At 42.0% G+C, this 22,840-nt stretch carries 26 protein-coding genes and 1 pseudogene; 11 read left to right on the top strand and 16 right to left on the bottom strand.

Going from position 1 to position 22,840, the window contains the following annotated elements:
- The 8 genes and pseudogenes from FTU65_RS05370 to ubiG form a co-directional block, all read right to left on the bottom strand.
- Positions 1-157, bottom strand: a pseudogene (locus tag FTU65_RS05370) (RNA-guided endonuclease TnpB family protein); the annotation flags it as partial.
- Between the two features lie 178 nt (positions 158-335).
- Positions 336-746, bottom strand: a complete 411-nt coding sequence (locus FTU65_RS05365) for an RcnB family protein (protein ID WP_168379728.1) — start codon at positions 744-746, stop codon at positions 336-338.
- 241 nt (positions 747-987) lie between these two features.
- Positions 988-1,398, bottom strand: a complete 411-nt coding sequence (locus FTU65_RS05360; protein WP_180008591.1) for an RcnB family protein — start codon at positions 1,396-1,398, stop codon at positions 988-990.
- A 310-nt stretch (positions 1,399-1,708) separates the two neighbouring features.
- Entirely contained in the window at positions 1,709-1,864 is a 156-nt protein-coding gene (locus FTU65_RS05355) for a hypothetical protein (protein WP_180008593.1), read from the bottom strand.
- Between the two features lie 232 nt (positions 1,865-2,096).
- On the bottom strand, positions 2,097-2,516 hold the full coding sequence (locus FTU65_RS05350; protein ID WP_180008595.1) for a hypothetical protein: 420 nt from the start codon (positions 2,514-2,516) through the stop codon (positions 2,097-2,099).
- A gap of 169 nt (positions 2,517-2,685) precedes the next feature.
- The gene (locus FTU65_RS05345) at positions 2,686-3,435 is read right to left on the bottom strand and encodes a YciK family oxidoreductase (protein WP_078190639.1); all 750 of its coding nucleotides are present in this window, start codon (positions 3,433-3,435) and stop codon (positions 2,686-2,688) included.
- A gap of 36 nt (positions 3,436-3,471) precedes the next feature.
- Positions 3,472-4,170, bottom strand: a complete 699-nt coding sequence (locus FTU65_RS05340; RefSeq protein WP_180011823.1) for an HAD family hydrolase — start codon at positions 4,168-4,170, stop codon at positions 3,472-3,474.
- The gene (gene ubiG, locus FTU65_RS05335; protein ID WP_078190637.1) at positions 4,170-4,880 is read right to left on the bottom strand and encodes a bifunctional 2-polyprenyl-6-hydroxyphenol methylase/3-demethylubiquinol 3-O-methyltransferase UbiG; all 711 of its coding nucleotides are present in this window, start codon (positions 4,878-4,880) and stop codon (positions 4,170-4,172) included. Before ubiG ends, FTU65_RS05340 begins: the two co-directional genes overlap by 1 nt.
- A 182-nt stretch (positions 4,881-5,062) precedes the next feature.
- Between ubiG and FTU65_RS05330 the strand changes: the two genes are divergently transcribed.
- Positions 5,063-5,680: a thiol:disulfide interchange protein DsbA/DsbL gene (locus tag FTU65_RS05330; RefSeq protein ID WP_111885097.1), complete on the top strand. Its 618-nt coding sequence runs from the start codon at positions 5,063-5,065 to the stop codon at positions 5,678-5,680.
- 37 nt (positions 5,681-5,717) lie between these two features.
- Here FTU65_RS05330 and FTU65_RS05325 read toward each other — a convergent pair whose 3' ends face one another.
- Positions 5,718-6,395: a TetR family transcriptional regulator gene (locus FTU65_RS05325; protein WP_180004330.1), complete on the bottom strand. Its 678-nt coding sequence runs from the start codon at positions 6,393-6,395 to the stop codon at positions 5,718-5,720.
- Between the two features lie 176 nt (positions 6,396-6,571).
- On the opposite strand from FTU65_RS05325, the gene rph reads away from it, so the two are divergent.
- A complete protein-coding gene (gene rph, locus FTU65_RS05320) occupies positions 6,572-7,288 on the top strand; it encodes a ribonuclease PH (RefSeq protein WP_078190634.1) in 717 nt (238 codons plus the stop codon).
- 150 nt (positions 7,289-7,438) lie between these two features.
- Positions 7,439-7,684: a hypothetical protein gene (locus FTU65_RS05315; RefSeq protein WP_180008601.1), complete on the top strand. Its 246-nt coding sequence runs from the start codon at positions 7,439-7,441 to the stop codon at positions 7,682-7,684.
- A 73-nt stretch (positions 7,685-7,757) separates the two neighbouring features.
- On the opposite strand, the gene nadC is transcribed toward FTU65_RS05315, so the two are convergent.
- Complete coding sequence (gene nadC, locus FTU65_RS05310; RefSeq protein ID WP_180008603.1) at positions 7,758-8,603, bottom strand: carboxylating nicotinate-nucleotide diphosphorylase; 846 nt, start codon at positions 8,601-8,603, stop codon at positions 7,758-7,760.
- A 198-nt stretch (positions 8,604-8,801) separates the two neighbouring features.
- Here nadC and ampD point away from each other — a divergent pair, with 198 nt between their 5' ends.
- Both ampD and murJ read left to right on the top strand, forming a co-directional pair.
- Complete coding sequence (gene ampD, locus FTU65_RS05305; RefSeq protein ID WP_180008605.1) at positions 8,802-9,374, top strand: 1,6-anhydro-N-acetylmuramyl-L-alanine amidase AmpD; 573 nt, start codon at positions 8,802-8,804, stop codon at positions 9,372-9,374.
- 86 nt (positions 9,375-9,460) lie between these two features.
- Positions 9,461-11,002: a murein biosynthesis integral membrane protein MurJ gene (murJ, locus tag FTU65_RS05300; protein WP_078193266.1), complete on the top strand. Its 1,542-nt coding sequence runs from the start codon at positions 9,461-9,463 to the stop codon at positions 11,000-11,002.
- A 163-nt stretch (positions 11,003-11,165) separates the two neighbouring features.
- Here the strand turns inward: murJ and FTU65_RS05295 are convergent, their stop codons facing one another.
- Positions 11,166-11,324: a DUF1328 domain-containing protein gene (locus FTU65_RS05295; RefSeq protein ID WP_005006601.1), complete on the bottom strand. Its 159-nt coding sequence runs from the start codon at positions 11,322-11,324 to the stop codon at positions 11,166-11,168.
- Between the two features lie 167 nt (positions 11,325-11,491).
- Here FTU65_RS05295 and FTU65_RS05290 point away from each other — a divergent pair, with 167 nt between their 5' ends.
- Entirely contained in the window at positions 11,492-11,944 is a 453-nt protein-coding gene (locus tag FTU65_RS05290) for a YcgN family cysteine cluster protein (protein WP_168379729.1), read from the top strand.
- 27 nt (positions 11,945-11,971) lie between these two features.
- Here FTU65_RS05290 and FTU65_RS05285 read toward each other — a convergent pair whose 3' ends face one another.
- Together FTU65_RS05285 and FTU65_RS05280 are read right to left on the bottom strand one after the other, a co-directional pair.
- On the bottom strand, positions 11,972-12,448 hold the full coding sequence (locus tag FTU65_RS05285; protein ID WP_180008607.1) for a DUF523 domain-containing protein: 477 nt from the start codon (positions 12,446-12,448) through the stop codon (positions 11,972-11,974).
- Positions 12,449-12,468: 20 nt separating this feature from the next.
- Complete coding sequence (locus FTU65_RS05280; protein ID WP_180008609.1) at positions 12,469-14,265, bottom strand: EAL domain-containing protein; 1,797 nt, start codon at positions 14,263-14,265, stop codon at positions 12,469-12,471.
- 252 nt (positions 14,266-14,517) lie between these two features.
- Here FTU65_RS05280 and FTU65_RS05275 point away from each other — a divergent pair, with 252 nt between their 5' ends.
- A complete protein-coding gene (locus FTU65_RS05275; RefSeq protein ID WP_180008611.1) occupies positions 14,518-15,792 on the top strand; it encodes a replication-associated recombination protein A in 1,275 nt (424 codons plus the stop codon).
- Between the two features lie 335 nt (positions 15,793-16,127).
- Here the strand turns inward: FTU65_RS05275 and purC are convergent, their stop codons facing one another.
- From purC to dapA, 3 genes are read right to left on the bottom strand one after another with little or no spacing between them, the layout of a single operon-like run.
- Positions 16,128-16,847: a phosphoribosylaminoimidazolesuccinocarboxamide synthase gene (gene purC / locus FTU65_RS05270; RefSeq protein ID WP_078190626.1), complete on the bottom strand. Its 720-nt coding sequence runs from the start codon at positions 16,845-16,847 to the stop codon at positions 16,128-16,130.
- Between the two features lie 36 nt (positions 16,848-16,883).
- Positions 16,884-17,489 (bottom strand): lipoprotein-34 precursor (NlpB), encoded by a 606-nt coding sequence (locus FTU65_RS05265; RefSeq protein ID WP_078193263.1) that lies wholly within the window; start codon positions 17,487-17,489, stop codon positions 16,884-16,886.
- Positions 17,490-17,504: 15 nt separating this feature from the next.
- A complete protein-coding gene (gene dapA, locus FTU65_RS05260; RefSeq protein ID WP_078193262.1) occupies positions 17,505-18,404 on the bottom strand; it encodes a 4-hydroxy-tetrahydrodipicolinate synthase in 900 nt (299 codons plus the stop codon).
- A gap of 723 nt (positions 18,405-19,127) precedes the next feature.
- Between dapA and mhpT the strand changes: the two genes are divergently transcribed.
- The 4 genes from mhpT to FTU65_RS05240 all read left to right on the top strand — a co-directional run bounded on the left by mhpT (position 19,128) and on the right by FTU65_RS05240 (position 22,642).
- Complete coding sequence (mhpT, locus tag FTU65_RS05255; RefSeq protein WP_180008613.1) at positions 19,128-20,339, top strand: 3-(3-hydroxy-phenyl)propionate transporter MhpT; 1,212 nt, start codon at positions 19,128-19,130, stop codon at positions 20,337-20,339.
- 150 nt (positions 20,340-20,489) lie between these two features.
- On the top strand, positions 20,490-20,879 hold the full coding sequence (locus FTU65_RS05250; protein ID WP_180008615.1) for a hypothetical protein: 390 nt from the start codon (positions 20,490-20,492) through the stop codon (positions 20,877-20,879).
- 70 nt (positions 20,880-20,949) lie between these two features.
- Positions 20,950-21,600: a bifunctional nicotinamidase/pyrazinamidase gene (pncA, locus tag FTU65_RS05245; RefSeq protein ID WP_078193259.1), complete on the top strand. Its 651-nt coding sequence runs from the start codon at positions 20,950-20,952 to the stop codon at positions 21,598-21,600.
- 73 nt (positions 21,601-21,673) lie between these two features.
- On the top strand, positions 21,674-22,642 hold the full coding sequence (locus tag FTU65_RS05240; RefSeq protein WP_180008617.1) for a bile acid:sodium symporter family protein: 969 nt from the start codon (positions 21,674-21,676) through the stop codon (positions 22,640-22,642).
- The last annotated feature ends 198 nt before the right edge of the window (positions 22,643-22,840 follow it).

Here is a 22,840-nt window from a genome sequence, read left to right as displayed (position 1 = left end):
ATTTGGCAATATCAAAAGCAGAGAGAAATTCACCTTTCCGCTTCAAATGCCTAAACCCTAAATCATTGACATAATTCCAGACGAAGTTCACTTCTGATGCTAGTTGGTCTAACACCTTGCAATGTTTGTCTTTTATACGTAATTTAAGGGTTTTCATGTACTTATATTAACAATCAAAACTCAAGGAAAATAGTCCTTAGTTAAATCAAACGACACTTCATGTCGTGTCGCTTATATCTCTGACCTGAAGGACTGAGTTTTACCCTCCATTTGATAAAAAAACACCTGAACAGTGTTCAGATGTTGGGAAAGGGACTTAAGAGATCGTTGAATGATTAGCCATTCTTAATACGAATGATGCGATCGGTACGATCATTGACTAGCACGTAGTCACCATTGATTTTGTACCATTGTTGATAACGACCGGTGTTTGGTAAGCGGCGCGCTTCACGATCACTCACTTTGTAGCGGCTTGAATCGAAATAACGAGGAAAGCTTTGACCAACACGCCAATCGCGGCTTGGATTTACACGACGAAAGTCATTACGGTCGTAGCGATTATTGTCATAACGGTTGTTGTTATTCCAATTGCTCGGACGGTGATCTTTATCCCAACGGTTGTCTTGATGTTGGTATGACGGATGGTAACGGCGGTCATCTTGACGATGGTCTGGCGCAGCAATGGCTGCTGTTGTTGCCATCAAAGCCGATACGGAAAGAACTAAACTCGATACGATTTTGTTCATGGGACACCTCTATACATTTCTAATCTGTTTTTCGATGATTCAAAATTAGCGAGAAAGTTCAGAGAAAGCGTGGGGGCAATATAGTTGAATTGTGAAATGTATGGAGGAAATTTGAAGGTGTGTAAATGATCTGAACGCTAGGCAGCATCAGCTTTTGCGGTTAAACATTAAAAAAAACTCATAAAAAAGCCCAGAGTTGATCTGGACTTTAAAAATATGGCGAAATTAAATTCAAAACGGCTTACATACCTAAAATTTTCAGAATACTGTTACTATCTGAGTTGACCAATATGTAGTCATTATTGATTTTATACCATTGCTGATTACGCGATGGTTTAGGTAAGTTATGGTCTTTATAATCGACTTTATAACCATTACCACGATAATGCTGTGGCATCACATAGCCCGTTTGCCATTTATGTTGTTGCAAACGTTTGACTCCACGTTGTTCACGCATACGGCGTCGATCTTCAAGATCGTCATCGTCCTGATAACCACGGAAATCACGATCTTTTTTCATTTGACCATATGCATTGCCGCGTGGGCCATCAAAGCCACGTTCATCGTTCTTGAAGTGAGGCGCTGCAGACGTGATGCTGCTTGCTATTAAAGCACTGAAAGAAAGAGCCAAAATTGGCAAAATCTTTTTCATGTTCAACCCTCATGAGTAATTTATCTTCAATATCACTACTGTACGCATTAAATGCAGAGAAACTGTGAAGAAAGATGAATATTTCTTTAAATAAAACGAAGAGATTGCGGATATTATGCGATAAATTTCGCGCCGAGAACAATCTTTCCATCTTGAAAGCGATGGTCCGATAATGCGTGCTTTTTATCCTTGCAATGCAGTCTTGATCAAATTTGAGGTCTATTGTAAGCACGATCAAAAACGCCCATCAAGTCTTGATGGGCAAATAGGGTAGAGATACTGGAATGAAAACGGTGGGTAAATTCGGGTTTTAGTACCACTGTTCATTGAGGCATTGGAGTGAATAAATCGCTTGAGCCACAGATTCAGCTTGCTCGGCATCGTCCATTGCAGAGATCAAATTTTCAGTCAGTTGTAAGGTTTCAATTGAACGAATGGTTTCAATTTTACGTGTTTGATCAGCCATTTGGGTCTCCTTGCCGTCGGTCTATGTCATGGCCAACAGTCTATGCTTTTATACTTAATTTGAAAAACCGAATATTATTATAAAATTGATTTAAAAATGCGATTAATGGAAAGTTGGGTAATGAAGCTGTCTATTGATCAAAGCTTGTTGAATTTCAAATGCTAATCTAAGGGTTTAAAAAAAGGGCATCAAATGGCCCTTTTTAGTTCTAAATGTGTCACTTGGAACGTAATTAGTATGCGTATTTCAGGTCGGTATAATCCGTTAATGATTTTTGAATATGAGCTTGAATAAATTCATTAATATCTTCAGGTGTCATTGCTGCACCTTGTTTGGTAATCACATGCTCAAACGGTGCTTGATCTTGCGCAATGATGCGATAAACAAAGTTAGTGATCACTTGAAAGCCTGCTTCTTGCTTTTGAATGCAAGTGACATAGAAATAGGCATGCTCAAAGTTTAAGTCAGTATGCGAAAAAATAAATTGTTCAAATAATTTTGCATTTTGACCGACATCTAAGCCTTTTAAATCGTCCATGATACTCGGGTCGAATTTCATGCCATATTTTGCTGAAATCGGTTGACCATCGACCAGTAGGTTAACCATGCCATCCTCAGTTGGAGTCACTGTAATATTGCTAAAGTCAGACATGTATCAATCCAATGTTTTTAAAGAATGCCCCAAGTATCGGCAAATTTGCTAAAAACTCAAGTCGACTTTCGCGTGGTCACTGCAAAATCATTCGGTTAATGATGCGTTGTAAAGATTCAAGACATAAAAAAAGGAAGCGCGATCTTCCTTTTTAAATTGGGTTTTCACCCTATTCATCTTGGGCATCTATGCTGGCACCGGTTAAATGCAAGCTGTCGTCACCCATTAAATATAAATATGCAGGCATGATGCTTTCAGGCGTAGGCAAAGTTTTTGGATCTTCGTCTGGATAAGCTTTTGCACGCATGGCAGTACGTGTCGCACCAGGGTTAATACAGTTAAAACGAATATTGGGGTGTTCATTTTCTTTAGCGAACAATGTGCTTACGGCTTCAATGGCAATTTTTGAAACCGAGTACGCGCCCCAACGTTCACGGGCTTCACGTCCCACACCCGAACTGGCAAAGACCACTGAGGCATGCTCAGATTTTTGTAGTAGTGGCATCAGCTCTTGAGTCAGTACAAAGGGCGCGCGAAGGTTCACCGCCATGACATCATCCCATACATCCACAGGATAATGTTCTAGTTCAGTTCGCTCACCCAAAATCCCAGCATTATGCAAAATGCCGTCTAGGCGACCAAATTGCTTTTCTAAGGTATCGACCAACAGCTCATAATCACGAGGAGAGGCACTAGACAGTTGTAGCGGTAAAATCGCCGGTTGGGGGGCACCCAAGCCTTCAATTTCATCGTAAATCACTTCTAGTTTATTCAGTGTGCGTCCATGTAAGACCACGGTTGCGCCATGTAAGGCATAACTGAGGGCAGCCGCACGGCCAATACCATCGCCCGCACCTGTAATCAGGATAATGCGATCTTTGAGCAGATCGGGGCGAGGTTGATATTCTGAATATTTCATCCGTACCTCCTCGTTTTATTGTGTTGTGTTCTATCGTTATAAAGTCGCTGTGTTGAGCGTTTTCGGTTTGATGACCAAATCATGAATGGCTTCATGCAGGTCAGCAACAGTCTTCACTATACAATCTGCATGCCAAGCTGTTAAGTCATCTTTGTGTTGTAAAGGTAAATAGCCATAAGCCGCAAGAATCGTGTACATCTGCGCATTACGACCTGCATCGATATCACGTGGATGATCACCGACATAGATACAGTCTTGAGCATCTAGATGAATGTGCTTGGCTGCTAAATACATCGGCTCTGGGTCTGGCTTGGTTTTACTGACATCGTCTGGGCAAACCAATACCGAGCAGCGCTCAGTCAAATTCAACGCTTTGAGCAACGCTTCACTGAGTGAACGCGGCTTATTGGTGACAATACCCCACGGAATTTGATACTGTTCAAGTTCATCGAGTAGCGGATACATGCCTTCAAAAAGGTCTGTATCGACGGCAATATCCGCACCATAAAGCGCTAAAAAACGTTGACGATGTGCCAGAAAAATAGGGTCTTCCACATCTAACTCAGGATAGACCAGTTTGACCATGGCACGCGCGCCTTCAGACACTTGTACACGAATGTCTTCTGCACTGACCACCGCAATGCCTTTGTCACGGCACATGTCTTGAATAATACGAATAAAATCAGCCGCGGTATCAATCAGTGTACCGTCAAGATCAAAGAGTACAGCTTTCATTAGGCTTCTTTCACCGTATGAACCATGTAGTTCACATCCACATTCGGTGCGAGCCAATAGCGTTTGGTAATCGGGTTATAATGTAAACCTGTCATATCTTTGAGTTTTAACTCGGCTTGACGAATATCATGAGCTAATTCTGAAGGTTTAATAAACTTCGAATAATCATGAGTGCCTTTCGCCAACATGCGTAAAACATATTCCGCACCAATAATCGCAAACAAATAGGCTTTAGGATTACGGTTAATGGTCGAGAAGAACACATGACCACCCGGTTTTACCAGCTTTTGACAGGCTAAAATGATCGAAGCTGGATCGGGTACGTGTTCGAGCATTTCCATACAGGTGACGACGTCATATTGACCTGCTTGCTCTTCTGCCAATTGCTCTACAGGTACTTGGCGATATTCAATATTTTGTACATTTTCTTGTTCGGCATGTAAGCGTGCAACATTCAACGGCGCTTCGCCCATGTCGATACCCAATACTTGCGCACCGCGACGTGCCATGCTTTCAGCTAAAATACCGCCGCCACAGCCCACATCTAATACTTTCTTGCCAGTGATACCATTTGAATGCTCATCAATCCAGTTCAAACGCAGGGGATTAATCATGTGCAAAGGGCGGAACTCAGAATGCTGATCCCACCATATGGCTGCGAAAGCTTCAAATTTGGCAATTTCTTGTGGATCAACATTCAATTGCGACATCGGTTGCACCTCAATCAAGTCTTTATATTTTAGAAAAAAGTTTATGGGAGTTAGTGTAGCGCGTCCTGAAAAAAAAGCGATAAAAGCCTTAAAAAAGTTCACAGAATGAAAACGAAATCGACAGATTTGATTTATAGTGTTGCCATAAACTAATCATAATGATTTTGAGGACGATAAGTTCAATGAAAAAATTCCTTTTAGGCACGATTACAACAGCTATTTTGGCTTTTTCTGGCAGTGCGATGGCAGCGCAATTTGTCGCGGGGACTGATTACACAGTTATTCCAAAACCGATTAAAGTCGAACGTCCGGGTAAAATCGAAGTCCGTGAGTTCTTTTGGTATGGCTGCCCACATTGTTTTACATTAGAACCGCATATGCAAACGTGGTTAAAGCAATTGCCTAAAGATGTACGTTTTGTCCGTACACCTGCAGCAATGAATCCACTTTGGGAACAAGGCGCGCGTGCTTACTATGCATCGGAAGCACTGGGTGTTCGTCAAAAAGCACATTTACAATTGTTCCATGACATTCATGTGGGTCAAAAAAATATCTTAGAACAAGGCGCATTTGCTAAGTTCTACACCCGTTATGGTGTTCCTGAAGCGAAATTTAACAGCACATTTAAATCATTTGCTGTGTCTTCAAAAATTGCTCAAGCGAAAAGCTTAGCGGCTCAATATCAATTGAGCGGCGTGCCTGCGATTACCGTCAATGGTAAATACATCGTACAAGGTGAAGATGCACGTACCGTTGAAATCGTGAAATTCCTTGTTGATAAAGAACGCAAAGCGAAATAACAGATGTCATAAAAAAGCCGCACTCGATGCGGCTTTTTTATGGCGATAAATTTTGTGGATCAGAGATTTGAGCCAAAGATCGATCCCAATGTAAGATGCCACGAAATAAGAGCTGAACTTGGGTCTGAGCTTGGCGGCGAAATTGTTGTAGCGCATCCGTACGTTGTGGAAGGTCAATATGTCGATGTATGTCAATCCACTGCATTGCCCAACTTAAGGCCAATTCAAACAAAATTTGTCCCAATACTTTGAGGTCTTGTTCGGATTGAATATGTTGAGTCGCTTCAACTTGAGCCAGTGCATGGGCCAAATCGGTACTGAGAAAATTAAACTCACGAGTAATGGCTTGTCTTAAGAATGCTGAACCACCCCAACGTTCAGCAATAAGAAACATCCATGCCTCAGGAAATTGCTCAACGGCATGAAATAAATAATCCAGACTTTGTCGTGTGCGTGCATCTGGTGCTTGAAAGCATTGCTGACTCAGTTGATTGAGGACATTCCGAAGGTGCAGGGCCATTTGGTCGACTAGTTCCAAACCGAGCTCATCCATGTCCTGAAAATGGCGATAAAACGCAGCAGGAACCAAGCCGACATGACGGGAAATTTCGCGTAAGCTCAGACTGCTAAAAGAACGGCCTGTGGTACTCAATGCAAGCGCTGCATCAAGGATAGCTTTACGACTTTGTTGCTTACGTTCTTCCCGTATCGACATGCAATTCGTCCTGAATTTTGCGTGGCTTCAGTCTAACAAATTTCCTGATGTCGTACGATGGGCCTATCAAAACTTGGATGAATGGATTTTGTAAATGCACACGAATGCATCCCGAATCTGGCTGTACCTTCTGTTATAATGTGCCGCAATCAATTTTGTCAGATTAAGGACTCATTATGCGTATCGACCAACGAGCATTAGATCAATTACGTGAAGTAAAAATTACCCGTAACTACACACGTTATGCGGAAGGTTCTGTATTGGTTGAATTTGGTCATACAAAAGTTCTTTGTACTGCAAGTGTTGACAACTCAGTACCGCGTTTCCTTAAAGGAAAAGGTCAGGGTTGGGTGACTGCTGAATATGGCATGTTACCTCGTTCAACACATACACGTACTGACCGTGAAGCGGCGCGTGGTAAACAAAGCGGTCGTACTCAAGAAATTCAACGTCTGATTGGTCGTAGCTTACGCGCGATGGTGGATTTGAAAAAATTGGGTGAAAATACCATCAGTATCGACTGTGATGTGATTCAGGCAGATGGCGGTACACGTACAGCATCAATTACAGGTGCAGCTGTTGCCTTGGTTGATGCAATGAATGTCTTGCTTGAAAATAAAAAAATTAAACAAGATCCATTAAAAGGTTTAGTTGCTGCGATTTCTGTAGGGATGTATCAAGACGAAGCATTACTTGATCTTTGCTATGAAGAAGATTCAAGCTGCCAAACAGACATGAACGTAGTGATGACACAAGCTGGTGAGTTCATTGAACTTCAAGGTACAGCAGAAGACAAACCGTTTACACGTACACAGTGTAATGAAATGCTTGAACTTGCTGAAAAAGGCATTCAAGAATTGATCAAAAAACAACAAGAAGCTTTAGGCTGGTAAGTTGTTTGATTCAGTTCAAACTGAATAAAGAACGCATCTTCGGATGCGTTTTTTTATGCGTTGAATATAGAAAATCCAACACGAATCGGCTATTCAGTAGCGTGTCTTTGGCTCAAATTAATAGGATCAGGATGCTTTGAAGGACTAAAAATGAAAAATTGGATGATGTATTTTTCTTTGTTCATCGTATTGTTGATCAGTGGTTGTGATTTTTTTGGAAATCAGGATCAAGAGCGTGAAGGTGGTCGTTTTTCTGAACAAAGTGAAAACTCAAAAGATCAGGACGATGATCAAGATGAGCGCGAGCAGCATGAAGACGATGCGGAGCATGAAAAGGACTCCGAGCATGAAGATGAAGCTCGACGAAGTTCAAAACAACAGCAAGATGATGATTAAGTCATGCTAGATCTTAAGCATCAAAAAGGGTGCTACAGCACCCTTTATTTATGTTTAGAGTAAGTCTAGAGCGTTAGGCATTAAAGCGCATCGATAAATCAATCGCTGTGACATCTTTGGTGAGTACACCCATCGAAATATAATCGACCCCTGTCGTTGCCACTTCACGTAAGTTTGCAATGGTGATATTGCCTGAGGCTTCAAGTTTGCAGCGACCATTCACGTGTTTGACAGCATCAATCATTTGTTGCTGACTAAAGTTATCCAACATCACAATATCCGCACCTGCTTCCAACGCTTGGTTGAGTTCGTCCCAAGTTTCTACTTCCACTTCAACGGGTTTACCCGGAGCAATGGTATGCGCTTTAGCAATAGCTTGGCTAATGCCACCAGCAGCCATGATGTGGTTTTCTTTAATTAAAAACGCATCAAATAAACCTAAGCGATGGTTTTGACCACCTCCGACAGCAACTGCATATTTTTGTGCAATACGTAGGCCTGGTAAGGTTTTACGGGTATCGAGTAGACGAGTATTCAAACCTTCCAGTTGTTGAACATATTCAGCTGTTTTAGTGGCTACAGCCGATAATGTTTGCACAAAATTCAGTGCAGGGCGTTCAACGGTTAATAGGCTACGTGCAGAACCTGCTAATTTTAAGAAAGCCTCACCTGCTGAGACACGTTCCCCATCATTTTTTAACCATGTGACTTGTACACTTGCATCAAAAGTTTGAATGAGCGCATTGACCCACGGTTGCCCTGCTAGCACCATATCTTCACGACTAATAATTGTTGCGGTCGCTTGTTCATCTTCTGGAGTTAACAGGGCTGTAATATCGCCTTCGCCAATATCTTCTTGTAGTGCGTGTTGAATATTGATTTGGATTGATTGTTCAAGCAAAGATTGCGATATGCTCATAAGAAGTTCCGTATCTTTTTAACCCAGGAAAATGTGCGCGTTATATTAGCATTGTTCCTTAAAAATGAGCGATTTTTAACTCCTTTCACAGACTTGAATTGAGATTTCAATGTGAAAGTTTTAGCATTAAAACTTTCAAGTAGGGCTCGGCGTTTTGATCTGCAGCATTGCAGGCCGGCTTAGACACAGGATTTTTTTATGTCACAAGCAACAACATTTCAGGTGCAGGATGGGCAATTGCTAGGTGCGCGTCAAGTTCCATCACCGAATTTTAACCAGCGTCCTGAAGATACCGAAATTCAGCTTGTCGTCATTCATAATATTAGTTTGCCACCTTCTCAGTTTGGCGGTGGTTATATCGAACAATTTTTCCAAAATCAGTTGGATTGGTCGAAACATCCTTATTTTCAAACCATTGAAGGGATGCAGGTATCGACACATTTATTGATCCTGCGTACAGGCGAAGTCCTACAGTTTGTCAATTTTAATGATCGGGCTTGGCATGCTGGTCGTTCAACCTATTTAGCGCAAAAAGAATGTAATGATTATTCGATAGGTATTGAGCTCGAAGGAAGTGATGATTTACCTTTTGAAGCTGCACAATATGCCGTGCTGACAGAGGTCGTGGCGTGTTTACAACAGGCTTATCCTAAAATTCAACAACATATTGCAGGGCATTCAGATATTGCACCGGGACGTAAAACTGATCCGGGTCCATTTTTTGAGTGGAACGCTTTTCGTCAGCAGCTGCATCATTTTAAAAACAAATAAACAATACACACTGCGTTTAATAAACCAATGAAATTCCTTGACGAGTTTCATTACAATAGGCGCACTTTCAAAAGTGAGAAATACCGATGGCGCTTTGGCGTTCGACAGTTATTGTCAGTGCAATGACTATGTTGTCCCGTGTATTGGGACTGGTACGGGATATTGTCCTGTTAAATGTATTTGGTGCAGGTAAAGACTTCGATACCTTCGTGGTTGCCTTTCGTATTCCTAACTTTTTTAGGCGCTTATTCGCAGAAGGGGCATTTTCACAAGCCTTTATTCCTGTATTGACTGAATATAAAACCAGTCGAACCCATGCCGAAGTCCAGATTCTGATTAGCCGTGTTTTTGGCTGTTTAGGTCTGGTGATGACTAGTTTGACGTTCATCGCAATGGTGGCGGCACCCGCGATTATTTATATCTATGCACCGGGTTTCCATGGTGATGCAGACAAGTTTGCGTTAGCTACCGATATGTTCCGCCTAACGATTCCTTACTTACTGTTTATGTCCTTAACGGCATTTGCCAGCAGTATTTTGAATAGTTATGGCTCATTCAGTACACCTGCGTTCGCTCCAGTGTTACTTAATGTCGCGATGATTGCCGGTGCGCTATGGTTAACCCCTTATATGGCCGAGCCAATTATGGCTTTAGGTTGGTCTGTTGTCGCTGCAGGCTTCTTACAATTGGCGATTCAGATTCCAGAGCTGTGGCGTAAAAAATTACTGATTCCACCGAAAGTTGACTTCAAACACGAAGGTGTTGATCGCATCATGAAGTTGATGCTGCCAGCACTGTTTGGTGTCTCAGTGACGCAGATCAACCTACTGTTGAACACCATTTGGGCGTCTTTCATGCAAGATGGTTCGGTGTCATGGTTATACAGTGCCGAACGGATGACCGAATTGCCATTGGGCTTAATTGGTGTCGCGATAGGTACCGTAATTTTACCTTCGTTGTCTGCGCGTCATGCTGAACAAGATCAAGAAAAATTCCGTCGTATGATTGATTGGGCAGCTAAGGTCATTATCTTGGTGGGTGTGCCTGCAAGTATTGCGCTTTTCATGCTCTCTACACCTATTATTCAGGCCTTATTTGAACGTGGTCAATTTAGCTTTGAAGATACACAGATGACCGCATTGGCATTGCAATGTATGAGTGCCGGTGTGATTTCATTCATGCTCATTAAAGTGTTTGCACCAGGGTTTTATGCGCAACAAGATACCAAAACTCCTGTACGTGTAGGTTTAATGGCGGTCGCAGCCAATGCCATTCTTAACGTGGTGTTTATTGGATTCTTTAAACTGATTGATTGGCATGCTGAGCATATGGCCTTGGCATTGGCATCCTCTGGTTCCGCATTAGTGAATGCAGGGATGCTGTATTTTTATTTACATAAGCGCAATATTTTTCGCTTTGGCGCACATTGGAAAAAGTTGGTGATTCAGTTTGCGATAGCCAATGCTGTGATGATTGCTGCACTGTGGTATGGCTTAACATGGTACAACGGTGATGTATCTGCGTGGATGCGTGTCGCGGAAGTGATCATCTTATGTGTGATTGGTGTTGCTGCTTATGGTATCGCCTTAATTGCAACAGGCTTTAGACCACGTCACTTAAAACCATAAAGCTAAAACCATACAACGTAGTAAGTTTACGTGGATGTAAAAAAATAAGAGCCTATAGGCTCTTATTTTTTTGATTGAGACTCAAGATGATAAAAACATACGTTTCTGATTCATGAGTCTGAGGGGAGTAATTTGTAGTTTAAAACGACATTCAATCAGTCGCCTAAACTTTTCCTCGAGAGAGGAAACCAACAATTGCGAGAATGACTGCAATAACCAAAAGAATAACAGCAAAGTCTTTGGATAAGCCTGCCACACCACCAAAACCTAGCAGACTCGCAATCAAAGCAATTACAGCGAAAATAATAGCCCAGCGGAACATAGTTTTATCTCCATGTGATTTTTTATTCTGTCTCATCAGTATAGGAGTCACAGAAAGCATGCTATGTATTCTTTTGTTTATTTAATGTTCAATATTCGGTAACTTAAACAAGGAATTTATGTGCGGGTTCAGTTAATATGCCTGCCACCTTCGTTGCGAGCGAGAAGATGACCGATACTCTACGCCCACATTTTTGGAAAAAGCATGCTTTGACTGAACTCACCCATTTGGAGTGGGAGTCCCTCTGTGATGGTTGCGGGCTTTGTTGTTTAATCAAGCTTGAAGATGAAGATACGCAAGAGGTGGCTTACACCAAAGTGGCATGCAAACTTTTAGATTGTGAAACCGCCAGTTGTTCCGATTATCCAAATCGCAAATCACACGTTGCAGACTGCATACAGCTGACACCTGAACAAATTCACCAATTTCATTGGCTACCGCCGAGCTGTGCTTATCGTAGAATTTCTGAAGGGAAAGATTTACCGCGTTGGCATCATCTAGTGACGGGAAGTCGTGACAGTATTTTGAAGGCACGAAAGTCTGCCGCAGGGCGTTGCATCAGTGAAGAAGACGTCAACCCTGATGATATTGAAGATTATATTGTGCGTTGGGTACGCTAAAGGACACAGATACGCTCAATTTTGGGTCTAGAGTTGATCTTGTATCATGGCCAGAAAGTCTTGTTCTGACAGAACCTGAAATCCATGCTGTTTAAGGAGTGCTGTGGTTACTCCATAGCCTTCAATTTTTGTACGCGTAAAGGTGCCATCATAAATATAATGACTGCCGCACGACGGGCTACGATCTTTTAAGACCACCACATCAACCTTATGCAATTGGGCCAATTCCAACATGCGATGGGCACCCGCGATAAATTCAGCACTGACATCTGTGCCCAAGACATCTTTGACTTGGGCTGTGCCATTGAGCACATCACTGGCTTGACCATTTTGAATTTCTGCAGGAAAACGTGGACAGCTCAGGCCGCCCATCATTTCTGGGCAGGCCGTAATGACTTGGTGAGTCTGCATCAGTTGGCAAATTGCTTGTTGTGTATTTGATTTGGCATCATAACGAACGGGTTGGCCTGCCAGACAGGCACTGACTAAATACTTCAGTGTCATCGTGTCTTGCTCCACAAGTTTTAGTGACTCAAAAGTTCCATCGCATGGTCATAACTGAGCGGACGATAAAAGTAAAAACCTTGTCCAGTATGACAATTACATTCTTTTAAGGTATCGACCTGTTCCGGTTTCTCTATACCTTCGACTAATATATTCAGGGAAACACTCGCACCAATTTGTGTAATCGCTTTGACAATGGCAAGTGCTGAACAGTCGGTATGCATGCGTTCCACAAAATTACGGTCGATTTTAATACAGTCGACAGGGTAGTTACTTAGACGTGTTAATGATGAATGACCTGTACCAAAATCATCTAAAGAAATGTGGATGCCATGGTCTTTCAATAAATTGAGGGCGCGAATCACATAATTTGAGCCACGTTCTGACAGGCTTTGCTCGGTAATTTCGACCTCAATAATATCTGGTGATATACCAAACTGCTTTAAGCGATTCAGTAGTTTTTCCGCATAATCATCACGTAAAAATTCGACAGGTGCAGCATTTATTGAAATCGGTAGCGGTTGCAGTCCAAGTTCAATCCATTTTTGAATATCTTGAAAGATTTTAATTTGCATTGTTTCACTAATGCGTGAAGCCAATTCATAATCTTGAAATGCAGCAAAAATTTGAGAAGGTAATTGTAATTGTTGGTCTTTATCGTACCAACGCAGCAAAGCTTCAAAGCCGACCACTTGACTGTCAGAAAGGCGAACTTTGGGTTGATAAAACGGAATAATTTGATTGGACTTAATCAGGCTGCGGGCTAGCGTTAATTGGCGAGTGGTGTTTTCAAGAATTTTAAACATGGTGTGGTTGAACATTCGCACCCCACCACGACCACTGCCTTTTAAATCATTTAGCGCAATATCAGCGCATTTAAGTAAATTCGAGGAATTTTGTGCATCGCGTGGGTAGATCGCACAGCCAATACTCATACCTATATTGATGCTTTGTCCATTATAGAAAATCGGCATATCCATTTGCTGACAGGCGATGCTGGCAATATCTGTTAATTGTTGTTGCGATTTTAAGTTCGGAATAGAAATGGCAAATTCATCGCCACCTAAGCGTGAAACCACGATATTTGCATCAAAACAGTGCTGAAAACGCTGTCCAAGGGTATGCAGTAAATGGTCTCCAGCACTATGCCCTAAGGTGTCATTAATATGCTTAAAATAATCCAGATCGATCAATAACAAACCCAGTTGTTGCTGATGTTCTCGTGCCACTCTTAAGTGACTTTTAAAGACTCGACTAAACGCACGGCGGTTTAATAAACCTGTTAAATCATCCTGTTCAATGATCCGTTGGAGTTTATTTTCCGCCAGTCGCTGTACCGTAATATCACGGGAGACACAGAGAATTTCTTTGACTTGACCATATTCATTGAATACTGGGCTGAGCATGTTATCCCAATAAGCCATGGGTTCATCGGCCACTTGGCTCATGCCGACAAAGCGAGATATTTTGCCTTCTTTGGCTTCGGCAAAAGCATTCAGACACGCGTCGCGGACTTCTTCAGGCAATAATTTGTGCCATGACATACCAAACTCAGTTTCAGTCGGCGACACACCGAGAGCTAAGCAACCAGCGCGGTTCATATGCAGAATATGACCGTCTAGGCTTAATAATTTAATACAGTCGACACTGGCATCTAACATTTGATTACGGCTGTCGAGTTTTTCGCGTAATTCTGCACATTGGGTATGTTGTAATTGTATATTCTTGGCTTGAGGCATTTGTTGAAATGAATATATAGATAGATCAATGCCTTGTTGAACTTGAGGTATTTGCTTTTGCTTTAATGATTGCTTCATACAATCTGTCCAATTGGGTCAGGCAAGCTAAAAATGGGATATCTAGCCGATCATACTTTAATTTGATCGATAAGGGATAAGATCTCTTGTTACATTATAGTTAACATTCGCCTAAGGATTTTTACATGCAAGATACTTAAATAATGACATCAAACCAGCCTCTTAAATTGAATATCGAATAAAGCAAAGATTCTGCCAAGGCAGTGTTAGAATAGAAAAAACGTCCCCAATTGCCGGAAACGAAATAATAAGATGTCAGACAGCCAAATTCCTCTTCCTGAACGCATGCGTCCTCATGATTTATCTCAAATTATTGGACAAGATCACCTTTTGGGTGAAGATGCACCGTTACGCCAGATGATTGACCAAGGGCATTTGCCATCGATTATTTTTTGGGGACCTCCGGGTGTAGGTAAAACCACAATTGCGTTGTTGTTAGCGCAGGCCGTTGACCGACCATTTATTAGTTTATCTGCGCTTAATACTGGGGTGAAAGAGTTACGTGAAATCATCGCCGATGGTGGAGATTTATTGACACCTGTGGTGTTTATTGATGAAATTCATCGTTTTAATAAGTCACAACAAGATGCCTTACTGAATGCAGTTGAAAAGGGCAAAATTACCCTGATTGGTGCAACCACAGAAAACCCTTCATTTGAAGTTAATAATGCCTTATTGTCGCGTTGTCAGGTCTATACCTTAAATGCTCTGGATAATGACGCAATTCAGCGCTTATTGGATCAAGCGATTCAGCAAGATTCGTTTTTAAAAGAGCGTTATATTCAAATCGAAGAATATGAAGCTTTATTTCAATTTGCCGCAGGTGATGCTCGTAAAGCATTAAATCTTTTAGATTTAATCGCCAGTACGTTTGAGCCAGACTTAGAAAATATCATTAACAATGCGGTGGTGGTCAAAGTTGCGCAGCAAAATATTGCACGCTATGACAAATCGGGCGAACAGCATTATGATTTAGTTTCGGCTTTTATTAAGTCGATTCGAGGCAGTGATCCAGATGCCGCTTTGTATTGGATGGCTCGAATGCTCAAAGGTGGTGAAGATCCTGTTTTTATTGCCCGTCGTATGTTGATTGCGGCATCTGAAGATATTGGCAACTCAAATCCAAATGCTTTACTGTTGGCTGGAGAATGTTTCCGATCTGTGCAGGCAATTGGTATGCCTGAATGTCGAATCATTTTGGGGCAATGTGCGGTGTATTTGGCAACCAGTGCTAAAAGTAACAGTACTTATTTGGCCATCAACAAAGCCTTAGATTTGGCAGAAAAAACCTCGAATCTACCTGTGCCACTACATTTGAGAAATGCACCAACCAAATTGATGAAAGAGCAAGGCTATGGCGTGGACTATTTATATCCACATAATTATCCTGAACATTTTGTCATGCAAGACTATATGCCGCCTGAACTGAAAGGCACTAAGCTGTATGAGTCTGCACGCAATAAACGTGAAGTCGAAGGTGAGCGTTTGCAGCAACGCCGTTGGATGCAACAACAACAGCAACAATGATTTGAATGATCATAATGAAAAGGCGCTTCGGTGCCTTTTTTTATGTCTAATTCACGCAAAAAAAAGCCCAACTCAAGGCGAGCTGGGCTGAAAAAATAGGATGCCTTTGGGGAGATACATCCTAGAGGGTAGATGGAAAATCTGGTCGGCATACACATTGGAAACTTATAGATCCTAATGCTGCCTGGTATGTGGCTATCTTAGTGTGAACTTGGCTAAATGTGAAACAGAGGATTTTTATGGTTAACATTTGTTTTTTCGATCATGGATTAATCGAGTAATATTTTATTAAAAAACCGAGCTAAAGAGCTCGGTTTTTTAAATCGATGAACGAATTAGATATCAGAAAGGTCGATACCTAAACGTGCAGCAACTTCTTCATACGCTTCAACCACACCGCCTAAACCTTGACGGAAACGGTCTTTGTCGAGTTTTTTCTTAGTGTCTTTGTCCCATAGACGGCAGCCGTCTGGAGAGAATTCGTCACCCAATACGATACGGTCGTGGAACACACCAAATTCAAGTTTAAAGTCAACAAGCAACATGTTGCCTGCATCGAATAGACCTTTAAGTACTTCGTTTACTTTATAAGTCAATTCTTTCATTTGAGCGAGTTGTTCTGCAGTCGCCCAACCTAAAGCAATCGCTTGTGATTCATTCACCATTGGGTCGCCTAACGCATCGTCTTTGAAGAACAATTCGAAAGTTGGCGGAGTAAGTTCTTTACCTTCTTCAACGCCTAAACGACGGCAAAGTGAACCTGCTGCATAGTTACGGATTACGCACTCTACAGGAACCATGGTTAATTTTTTCACTAAAACTTCAGTTGGAGAAAGAAGTTTTTCGAAATGAGTTTCGATACCAGCCGCAGCCAATTTTTCCATGATAAAGGCGTTAAAACGGTTGTTCACCTTACCTTTGCGATCCAGTTGTTCAATTTTTTCACCGTTGAATGCAGAAGCATCGTCACGGAAAACTAGGATGAGGTGGTCAGAACTATCTGTTTCATAAACAGATTTCGCTTTACCAGTATAGAGCAAGGTTTGTTTTAACATGAGGGAACCTTTTTCGAGAAAAAATGCCTAGTACGACTAGGCTGGCCAATTTTGGTAAATCTGAGCTAACAGATCTGCAGCTTTTTCTTTGTCTGCAAAACTGTTATCGGCATTGAACACAGCGATGTTATTGCTTGAACCTACAGAAGAAAGTCTTAAAACATAGGTCTGTTGATCGACCTTGACGGTTACTTCGTAACGGTTTTTGCTCTGACCAACAATGGTATGGTTAAGGCTGCTGAGGGTAGCAAGTGTGTATTGCCAAATTGTAGCAGAATTTCCTTCAACTTTGATCAGCGGATTTTGATTTCCATCCACCAATAGTTGAGGGCGGCTAATATTTGTACTGTCTGTTGAGGAATCTGCAACGACATTATTTTTTTCCGCGGCTGGACGCGGAAGGGCATAGCGATTGCCGCGCTTATTTTCAAGCTTTGGTGCATGCTCAATTGCTAGTGGGTCAACAGATGGAGCAGGATACAAAGGCGTTGCAGGACGAACCATCGACCCTTCAGGGTATTTCAGCGGTTCAACATCTGTGGTTTGTTTATAGTCCAGTGTGCCATTATTAAAGGCAAGTGAACTACAACCGGCTAATGTAAATACTGAAAGTGCCAGGCTAAGTCCTAAACGTAATTGCATGATGTTTGCTCTTCTTTATTTGATAACGCCCGCAGTGATGAGTGCTTCACGAAGCGGAGTACGATATTGTTCTGCAAGGGGTGTTAATGGTAAGCGAATGCCTGTTTCAATCAGGTTCATCTCATGAAGTGCCCATTTCACAGGAATTGGGTTCGATTCGCAAAATAAAATTTGATGTAAATTTGCAACAGTATTGTTTTGTTGCTCGGCTTGGACTGCGTCACCCGCCAAAGCGCTTGCACACACTTCGCTCATTTCTTTTGGCGCCACGTTCGCAGTAACCGAAATGTTGCCTTTAGCACCTAAACCCATTAACTGATAAGCCGTTGCATCATCACCTGAGTACACCACCATATCTTTGCCTTTAAGGCCTTCAATGAGTTCTTGACCACGAGGAACATCGCCAGTGGCGTCTTTAATGCCCACGATTTGTGGAATATCAGCAAGACGGATCACGGTGTCGTTGTGCATGTCTACACCGGTTCGGCCAGGTACATTGTACAAAATTTGAGGTAAATCAACAGCTTCAGCAATCGCTTTGTAGTGTTGATACAGGCCTTCTTGGGTAGGTTTGTTATAGTATGGTGTAACTAATAATGCCGCATCTGCACCTAATTCTTTGGCTTCTTTGGTGAGTTCAATTGCTTCGTGGGTTGAGTTTGCACCTGTGCCGGCAATAATTGGAATGCGTTTGTTCGCCACACGGATGATTTCTTTGATCACCTGAGTGTGTTCGGCCATGCTCAAGGTAGAAGCTTCACCTGTAGTCCCTACAGCAACAATACTATTGGTGCCTTGCTTTATATGCCACTCAACCAGCTTCTCGAGGCTCTTCCAATCTACGCTGCCATCTTCAAACATTGGGGTGACGATTGCGACAATTGAACCTTGAATGGTCTGAGCTTGCTGAGTCATTTTGAAAAGCTATCCTATTTGTCCATCCGACAAGATGAAATATTGATTTCTGGATGGTTTCGAATTTTGATTTGTAGCATGTTCATTGGGCTATACCCAAGTTGAATAATGCTTACGCAAATTATGACTGATCAAACGCATAAGAACAATATGCTTTGGTCAAAGCCATAAAATTCTTTATACAAATCAAACTTAAAACAATCAAGTGTAAAATAGCGGTTTTTTTGCAGCCTGAAAATTGTTCAGCAAGGGCTGAATCTTGAAAATGTTTTATTCAATCGAGAGGGTTGGCATGGTTGATGGGATTGATTAAATCATCAGCAAAAGGTTGATCTATGTGTATTCCGTGCTTTTTAATCAGAATTTAAGATTAAATAACAATGACTAAAGATTTAAAAACTATATCAATTCGCTCGGGTTTTATTACAAATGATTGTTAAAAACTTGGGTAATAATCTTTTTTATATCTAATAGAAATAGACATGTTTTTATGAGTGTTTAAAAAGATCGCTTGATTTGACTGTTCATTGCACGATTCATATTTTTTTATTTTAAATTTTTAATTGTTTTTACGACTTTGTGACTTAAAGCACAAAAACTATTACACCATGCACGTAATCCAATTTTGGACGAAAGGCTTCAACTTATTGGTAGTTATATCCTTTATAAGGCTCAGCGATGATGCGACTTAATTTGAACGCTGATGACAACAAGGATTCTCCAATGGAAAAGTCAGATAATAAGCATGCTATTGTCACGGTAGCAATCTGCTTCCTTATTGCCGTAATCGAAGGTCTGGATATTCAGGCTGCAGGTATTGCAGCAGCAGGGATTCGTGAATATTTCGGGCTGGATAGCTCGCAGCTAGGGGTGTTTTTTAGTGCCGGTATTTTAGGATTATTACCTGGTGCTTTGGTGGGTGGTCGGATTGCAGACCGAATGGGCCGTAAAAAAGTATTAATTTGGTCTACGGGGATGTTCGCCATCTTTACCTTATGTACGGTATGGGTAAATAGCTTCCATAGCTTACTCGCTGTACGTTTTCTTGCAGGTGCAGGTTTAGGTGCAGCAATGCCAATTTTAATTACCTTGGCATCTGAATCGGTAACGCCACAAAATCGTGGTCGTGCAGTCGGTTTGATGTACTGTGGTATGCCTGTGGGTGCGGCAATCTTATCATTGGTCGCAATGACGGACTTCGGTGCAAACTGGAAAAATATTTTCTATTTAGGCGGTTTATTACCGATTGTTGTGATTCCATTGATGATTTGGTTCCTGCCCGAATCGCGTGAATTCTTGAAAGCCAAAGATCAAGCGGTTCAAGCGACCGCCAATGGCGAAATGCAACAAGGTGCTTTCAAAAACCTCTTTAACACAGAAAACCGTTTACGTACTTTCTCAATTTGGGTGAGCTACTTCTTCACCTTGATGGTGGTGTACATCATGTTGAGCTGGTTACCGTCGTTGTTCACCGAACTCGGTTTCACTCGTAAAGATGGTGCAACTGCGCAGTTCTACTTCATGGTGAGTGCAACCATTGGTACGATCATTTTAGGTATGTTGACTGATCGTTGGAAGAAAGCTTATGTGATCATTTTGATGTACGGCGGTATTTTGGCAGGTCTATTTGCGCTGAATGGTGCAGGTTCATTGACTCAAATGTACATGGCGTCAGCTTTAGTCGGTGCATTCGTGATTGGTTGCCAAGGTGTATTGTATGCCTTCGGTGGTATCGTGTATCCGACACAGTTACGTGGTACGGGTGTTGGTGTAGCTTCAGCCGTTGGTCGTGTCGGTGCAATGTTAGGCCCTGCAATTGCGGGTCAGCTATTGGCAGCAGGTTTTGGTGCGGCAGGGGTGATTACCGCTGCAATTCCATGTATCGCAATCTCTGCAATATTTATGTTGTTATTGGTACGTCGTATTCCATCATAAGGAACATGCCATATCAAAAAAAGCCCGCATATTGCGGGCTTTTTTATGGCGACAATAGAAGTCGCGCAAATGCTTTAAATCAAGATAAATAAAGGTATTTTATGTAAAAATACAGCATAAAGAGAAAATAAAAATCAACGTAGAGGGGCTATGTCAGCAAGAAAACTGGTCGCAATTTTTAAAGTTGATCAACGTGAATTCAGTTTGTATCTACATCAATACGAATTTATCTTGGAACTCAAACCTGTATTTCAAAGAAATCGCCAACAGCCGAGACAAAATGCGTGGTTGGCCTTTGCCGATGAACCTACCCTAGAAGATGTTGCTGAAAAGATTAATGCATTTGAGGTCATGCAACAGACACGCAGCCATTTATTAAAATATATCTTTCAACATCAACCGCGATATTTTTATTTTCATGCTTCGACTCGGCGAAAAGCCCGTATTTACCCACGATTTGCACAGCGGCTGGTTGAGCATTTGCCCAAGTATCGGTATTGTCAGGAAGGACAGTCATTTTATTTTTATGCACAGGACTGAATACTAAGGCTTTTAAAATATGAGCGAATCAGTAGAGTCGCCGACAATGCATGACAACGGATGGAGAGATATGCAAAAAAATACAGCGCTGATTGTGGTCGATGTACAAAATGGTTTTACCCCGGGTGGTCAGTTGGCTGTTGCCAATGCCGATCAAATTATTCCAGGGATTAATCAACTGGGGCAATACTTTACGAATATTGTGCTGACTCAAGATTGGCATCCAGCCGACCATATCTCTTTTGCTGAAAATCATCCTGAGCATGTACCTTATGACAGCATAGAGCTGAATTATGGAACGCAAGTACTGTGGCCGACGCATTGTGTACAAGGCACACAGGATGCCGAATTGCATCCTGATTTAAATTTACCAACGGCGCAGCTAATTATCCGTAAAGGTTTTCATCAGCATATCGACAGCTACTCTGCTTTTATGGAAGCAGATCAGAAAACTTCAACAGGTTTGGCGGGCTATTTGCGCGAACGTGGTATTGATACAGTCTTTGTGGTGGGCATTGCCACGGATTTCTGTGTTGCATGGACGGCAATGGATGCACGTAAGCTTGGTTTTGAAACTTTTGTGATTGCTGATTTGACCAAAGGGATCGATTTACAGGGTTCTTTACAGCATGCATGGCAAGACATGTTGGCGAATGGGGTGAAGCGTATTTACCTGAAAGATATTGTGCAGCAGCATGCACAGGCATTATCTTTGGCATGACCCAGTGGGCTCAGTTGAGAAAAGGCACAAGGGTGTGCCTTTTTTTGTCCCTGTATTTAAATGGAAGATGCCTATGTCGGCTTTCTTAAAATTCACTCAATTTGTGCAGAAAACATTTGCGATTTGGGTGGTGCTGTTTGCAGCGCTCGCCATGTTTTTTCCCGATGTATTTGTTTGGTTAAAAGCATATATCCCATGGATGCTAGGCATCATTATGTTGGGTATGGGCATGACCATGACACTGCAAGATTTTAAAAGTGTATTGCAAAGCCCTAAAGCTGTGATGATCGGGGTTTTGGCACAGTTTATTGTGATGCCGGGATTGGCTTTTTTCTTGTGTAAATTATTACAACTGCCGACAGAGATCGCGATCGGGGTCATTCTTGTCGGTTGCTGTCCGGGTGGAACGGCTTCTAATGTCATCACCTATATGGCAAAAGGTAATACCGCATTATCTGTTGCCTGTACCTCTGTTTCGACATTACTCGCACCGGTTTTAACCCCTGCGATTTTCTATTTGCTGGCAAGCCAATGGATCGAAATTAATGCGGCATCGATGTTGGTTTCAATTTTACAAGTGGTTTTATTTCCGATCATTGTGGGGTTAATGATTCGAACTGTCTTTAAGCACCGAGTGGATGCCTATATACAGGTCATGCCATTGGTTTCTGTTGTGGCAATTGTAGCGATTGTGGCAGCAATCATTGCGGGTAGTCGAACACAGATTTTGCAATCAGGTTTACTGATTCTTGGGGTAGTGGCCTTACATAATGGCTTGGGCTATCTATTGGGTTTTTGGGCCAGCCGACTGTTTAAATTGCCCTATGCAGACTGTAAAGCAGTGTCGATTGAAGTTGGGATGCAAAACTCAGGTTTGGGTGTGGCATTGGCGGCGACCCATTTTGCCGCTTCACCTCTGACCGCTGTGCCGAGTGCGATTTTTAGTTTGTGGCACAATATTTCGGGTCCCGCACTGGCAACCTATTGGGCAGCACGGACGAGTGAGCCCAAAGCATTGGAACAAGACAAGCCTGTGCAATAAACAATTCAGTAAAATAGAGGGCAATGTCCCTCTTTTTTGATGTCGAAAATAAATTTTACGATTTGATGAACAGGGCTTTAGGGAATTGCATGCTTTTTTAATTGATTAATGCTATTTGTAACATAAGTGTCATATCCGCTGCCTAACATGCCGGCAAACACTTTAGATATAGACTGTTTCAAACAGCATTGAGAGGGT

Origin of the sequence: Acinetobacter sp. YH12129 (assembly GCF_013418685.1) — a bacterium.
Taxonomy (GTDB): Bacteria; Pseudomonadota; Gammaproteobacteria; order Pseudomonadales; family Moraxellaceae; genus Acinetobacter; species Acinetobacter amyesii.
Note: the sequence above shows the minus strand (reverse complement) of the source record. Positions and strands in the feature narration are given on the sequence as shown.

What these genes read in the sequence shown, in the direction of transcription:
- FTU65_RS05360 (WP_180008591.1), bottom strand. Translation starts at nt 1,398, where the DNA reads ATGAAAAAGATTTTGCCAATTTTGGCTCTTTCTTTCAGTGCTTTAATA.
- FTU65_RS05240 (WP_180008617.1), top strand. Translation starts at nt 21,674, where the DNA reads ATGTCGGCTTTCTTAAAATTCACTCAATTTGTGCAGAAAACATTTGCG.
- dapA (WP_078193262.1), bottom strand. Translation starts at nt 18,404, where the DNA reads ATGACTCAGCAAGCTCAGACCATTCAAGGTTCAATTGTCGCAATCGTC.
- FTU65_RS05250 (WP_180008615.1), top strand. Translation starts at nt 20,490, where the DNA reads ATGTCAGCAAGAAAACTGGTCGCAATTTTTAAAGTTGATCAACGTGAA.
- FTU65_RS05295 (WP_005006601.1), bottom strand. Translation starts at nt 11,324, where the DNA reads ATGTTCCGCTGGGCTATTATTTTCGCTGTAATTGCTTTGATTGCGAGT.
- rph (WP_078190634.1), top strand. Translation starts at nt 6,572, where the DNA reads ATGCGTATCGACCAACGAGCATTAGATCAATTACGTGAAGTAAAAATT.
- FTU65_RS05325 (WP_180004330.1), bottom strand. Translation starts at nt 6,395, where the DNA reads ATGTCGATACGGGAAGAACGTAAGCAACAAAGTCGTAAAGCTATCCTT.
- pncA (WP_078193259.1), top strand. Translation starts at nt 20,950, where the DNA reads ATGCAAAAAAATACAGCGCTGATTGTGGTCGATGTACAAAATGGTTTT.
- ubiG (WP_078190637.1), bottom strand. Translation starts at nt 4,880, where the DNA reads ATGTCGCAATTGAATGTTGATCCACAAGAAATTGCCAAATTTGAAGCT.
- FTU65_RS05285 (WP_180008607.1), bottom strand. Translation starts at nt 12,448, where the DNA reads ATGACACTGAAGTATTTAGTCAGTGCCTGTCTGGCAGGCCAACCCGTT.
- FTU65_RS05365 (WP_168379728.1), bottom strand. Translation starts at nt 746, where the DNA reads ATGAACAAAATCGTATCGAGTTTAGTTCTTTCCGTATCGGCTTTGATG.
- ampD (WP_180008605.1), top strand. Translation starts at nt 8,802, where the DNA reads ATGTCACAAGCAACAACATTTCAGGTGCAGGATGGGCAATTGCTAGGT.
- FTU65_RS05340 (WP_180011823.1), bottom strand. Translation starts at nt 4,170, where the DNA reads ATGAAAGCTGTACTCTTTGATCTTGACGGTACACTGATTGATACCGCG.
- FTU65_RS05315 (WP_180008601.1), top strand. Translation starts at nt 7,439, where the DNA reads ATGAAAAATTGGATGATGTATTTTTCTTTGTTCATCGTATTGTTGATC.
- FTU65_RS05280 (WP_180008609.1), bottom strand. Translation starts at nt 14,265, where the DNA reads ATGAAGCAATCATTAAAGCAAAAGCAAATACCTCAAGTTCAACAAGGC.
- purC (WP_078190626.1), bottom strand. Translation starts at nt 16,847, where the DNA reads ATGTTAAAACAAACCTTGCTCTATACTGGTAAAGCGAAATCTGTTTAT.
- nadC (WP_180008603.1), bottom strand. Translation starts at nt 8,603, where the DNA reads ATGAGCATATCGCAATCTTTGCTTGAACAATCAATCCAAATCAATATT.
- FTU65_RS05330 (WP_111885097.1), top strand. Translation starts at nt 5,063, where the DNA reads ATGAAAAAATTCCTTTTAGGCACGATTACAACAGCTATTTTGGCTTTT.
- FTU65_RS05275 (WP_180008611.1), top strand. Translation starts at nt 14,518, where the DNA reads ATGTCAGACAGCCAAATTCCTCTTCCTGAACGCATGCGTCCTCATGAT.
- FTU65_RS05345 (WP_078190639.1), bottom strand. Translation starts at nt 3,435, where the DNA reads ATGAAATATTCAGAATATCAACCTCGCCCCGATCTGCTCAAAGATCGC.
- murJ (WP_078193266.1), top strand. Translation starts at nt 9,461, where the DNA reads ATGGCGCTTTGGCGTTCGACAGTTATTGTCAGTGCAATGACTATGTTG.
- FTU65_RS05350 (WP_180008595.1), bottom strand. Translation starts at nt 2,516, where the DNA reads ATGTCTGACTTTAGCAATATTACAGTGACTCCAACTGAGGATGGCATG.
- FTU65_RS05290 (WP_168379729.1), top strand. Translation starts at nt 11,492, where the DNA reads ATGACCGATACTCTACGCCCACATTTTTGGAAAAAGCATGCTTTGACT.
- mhpT (WP_180008613.1), top strand. Translation starts at nt 19,128, where the DNA reads ATGGAAAAGTCAGATAATAAGCATGCTATTGTCACGGTAGCAATCTGC.
- FTU65_RS05265 (WP_078193263.1), bottom strand. Translation starts at nt 17,489, where the DNA reads ATGCAATTACGTTTAGGACTTAGCCTGGCACTTTCAGTATTTACATTA.
- FTU65_RS05355 (WP_180008593.1), bottom strand. Translation starts at nt 1,864, where the DNA reads ATGGCTGATCAAACACGTAAAATTGAAACCATTCGTTCAATTGAAACC.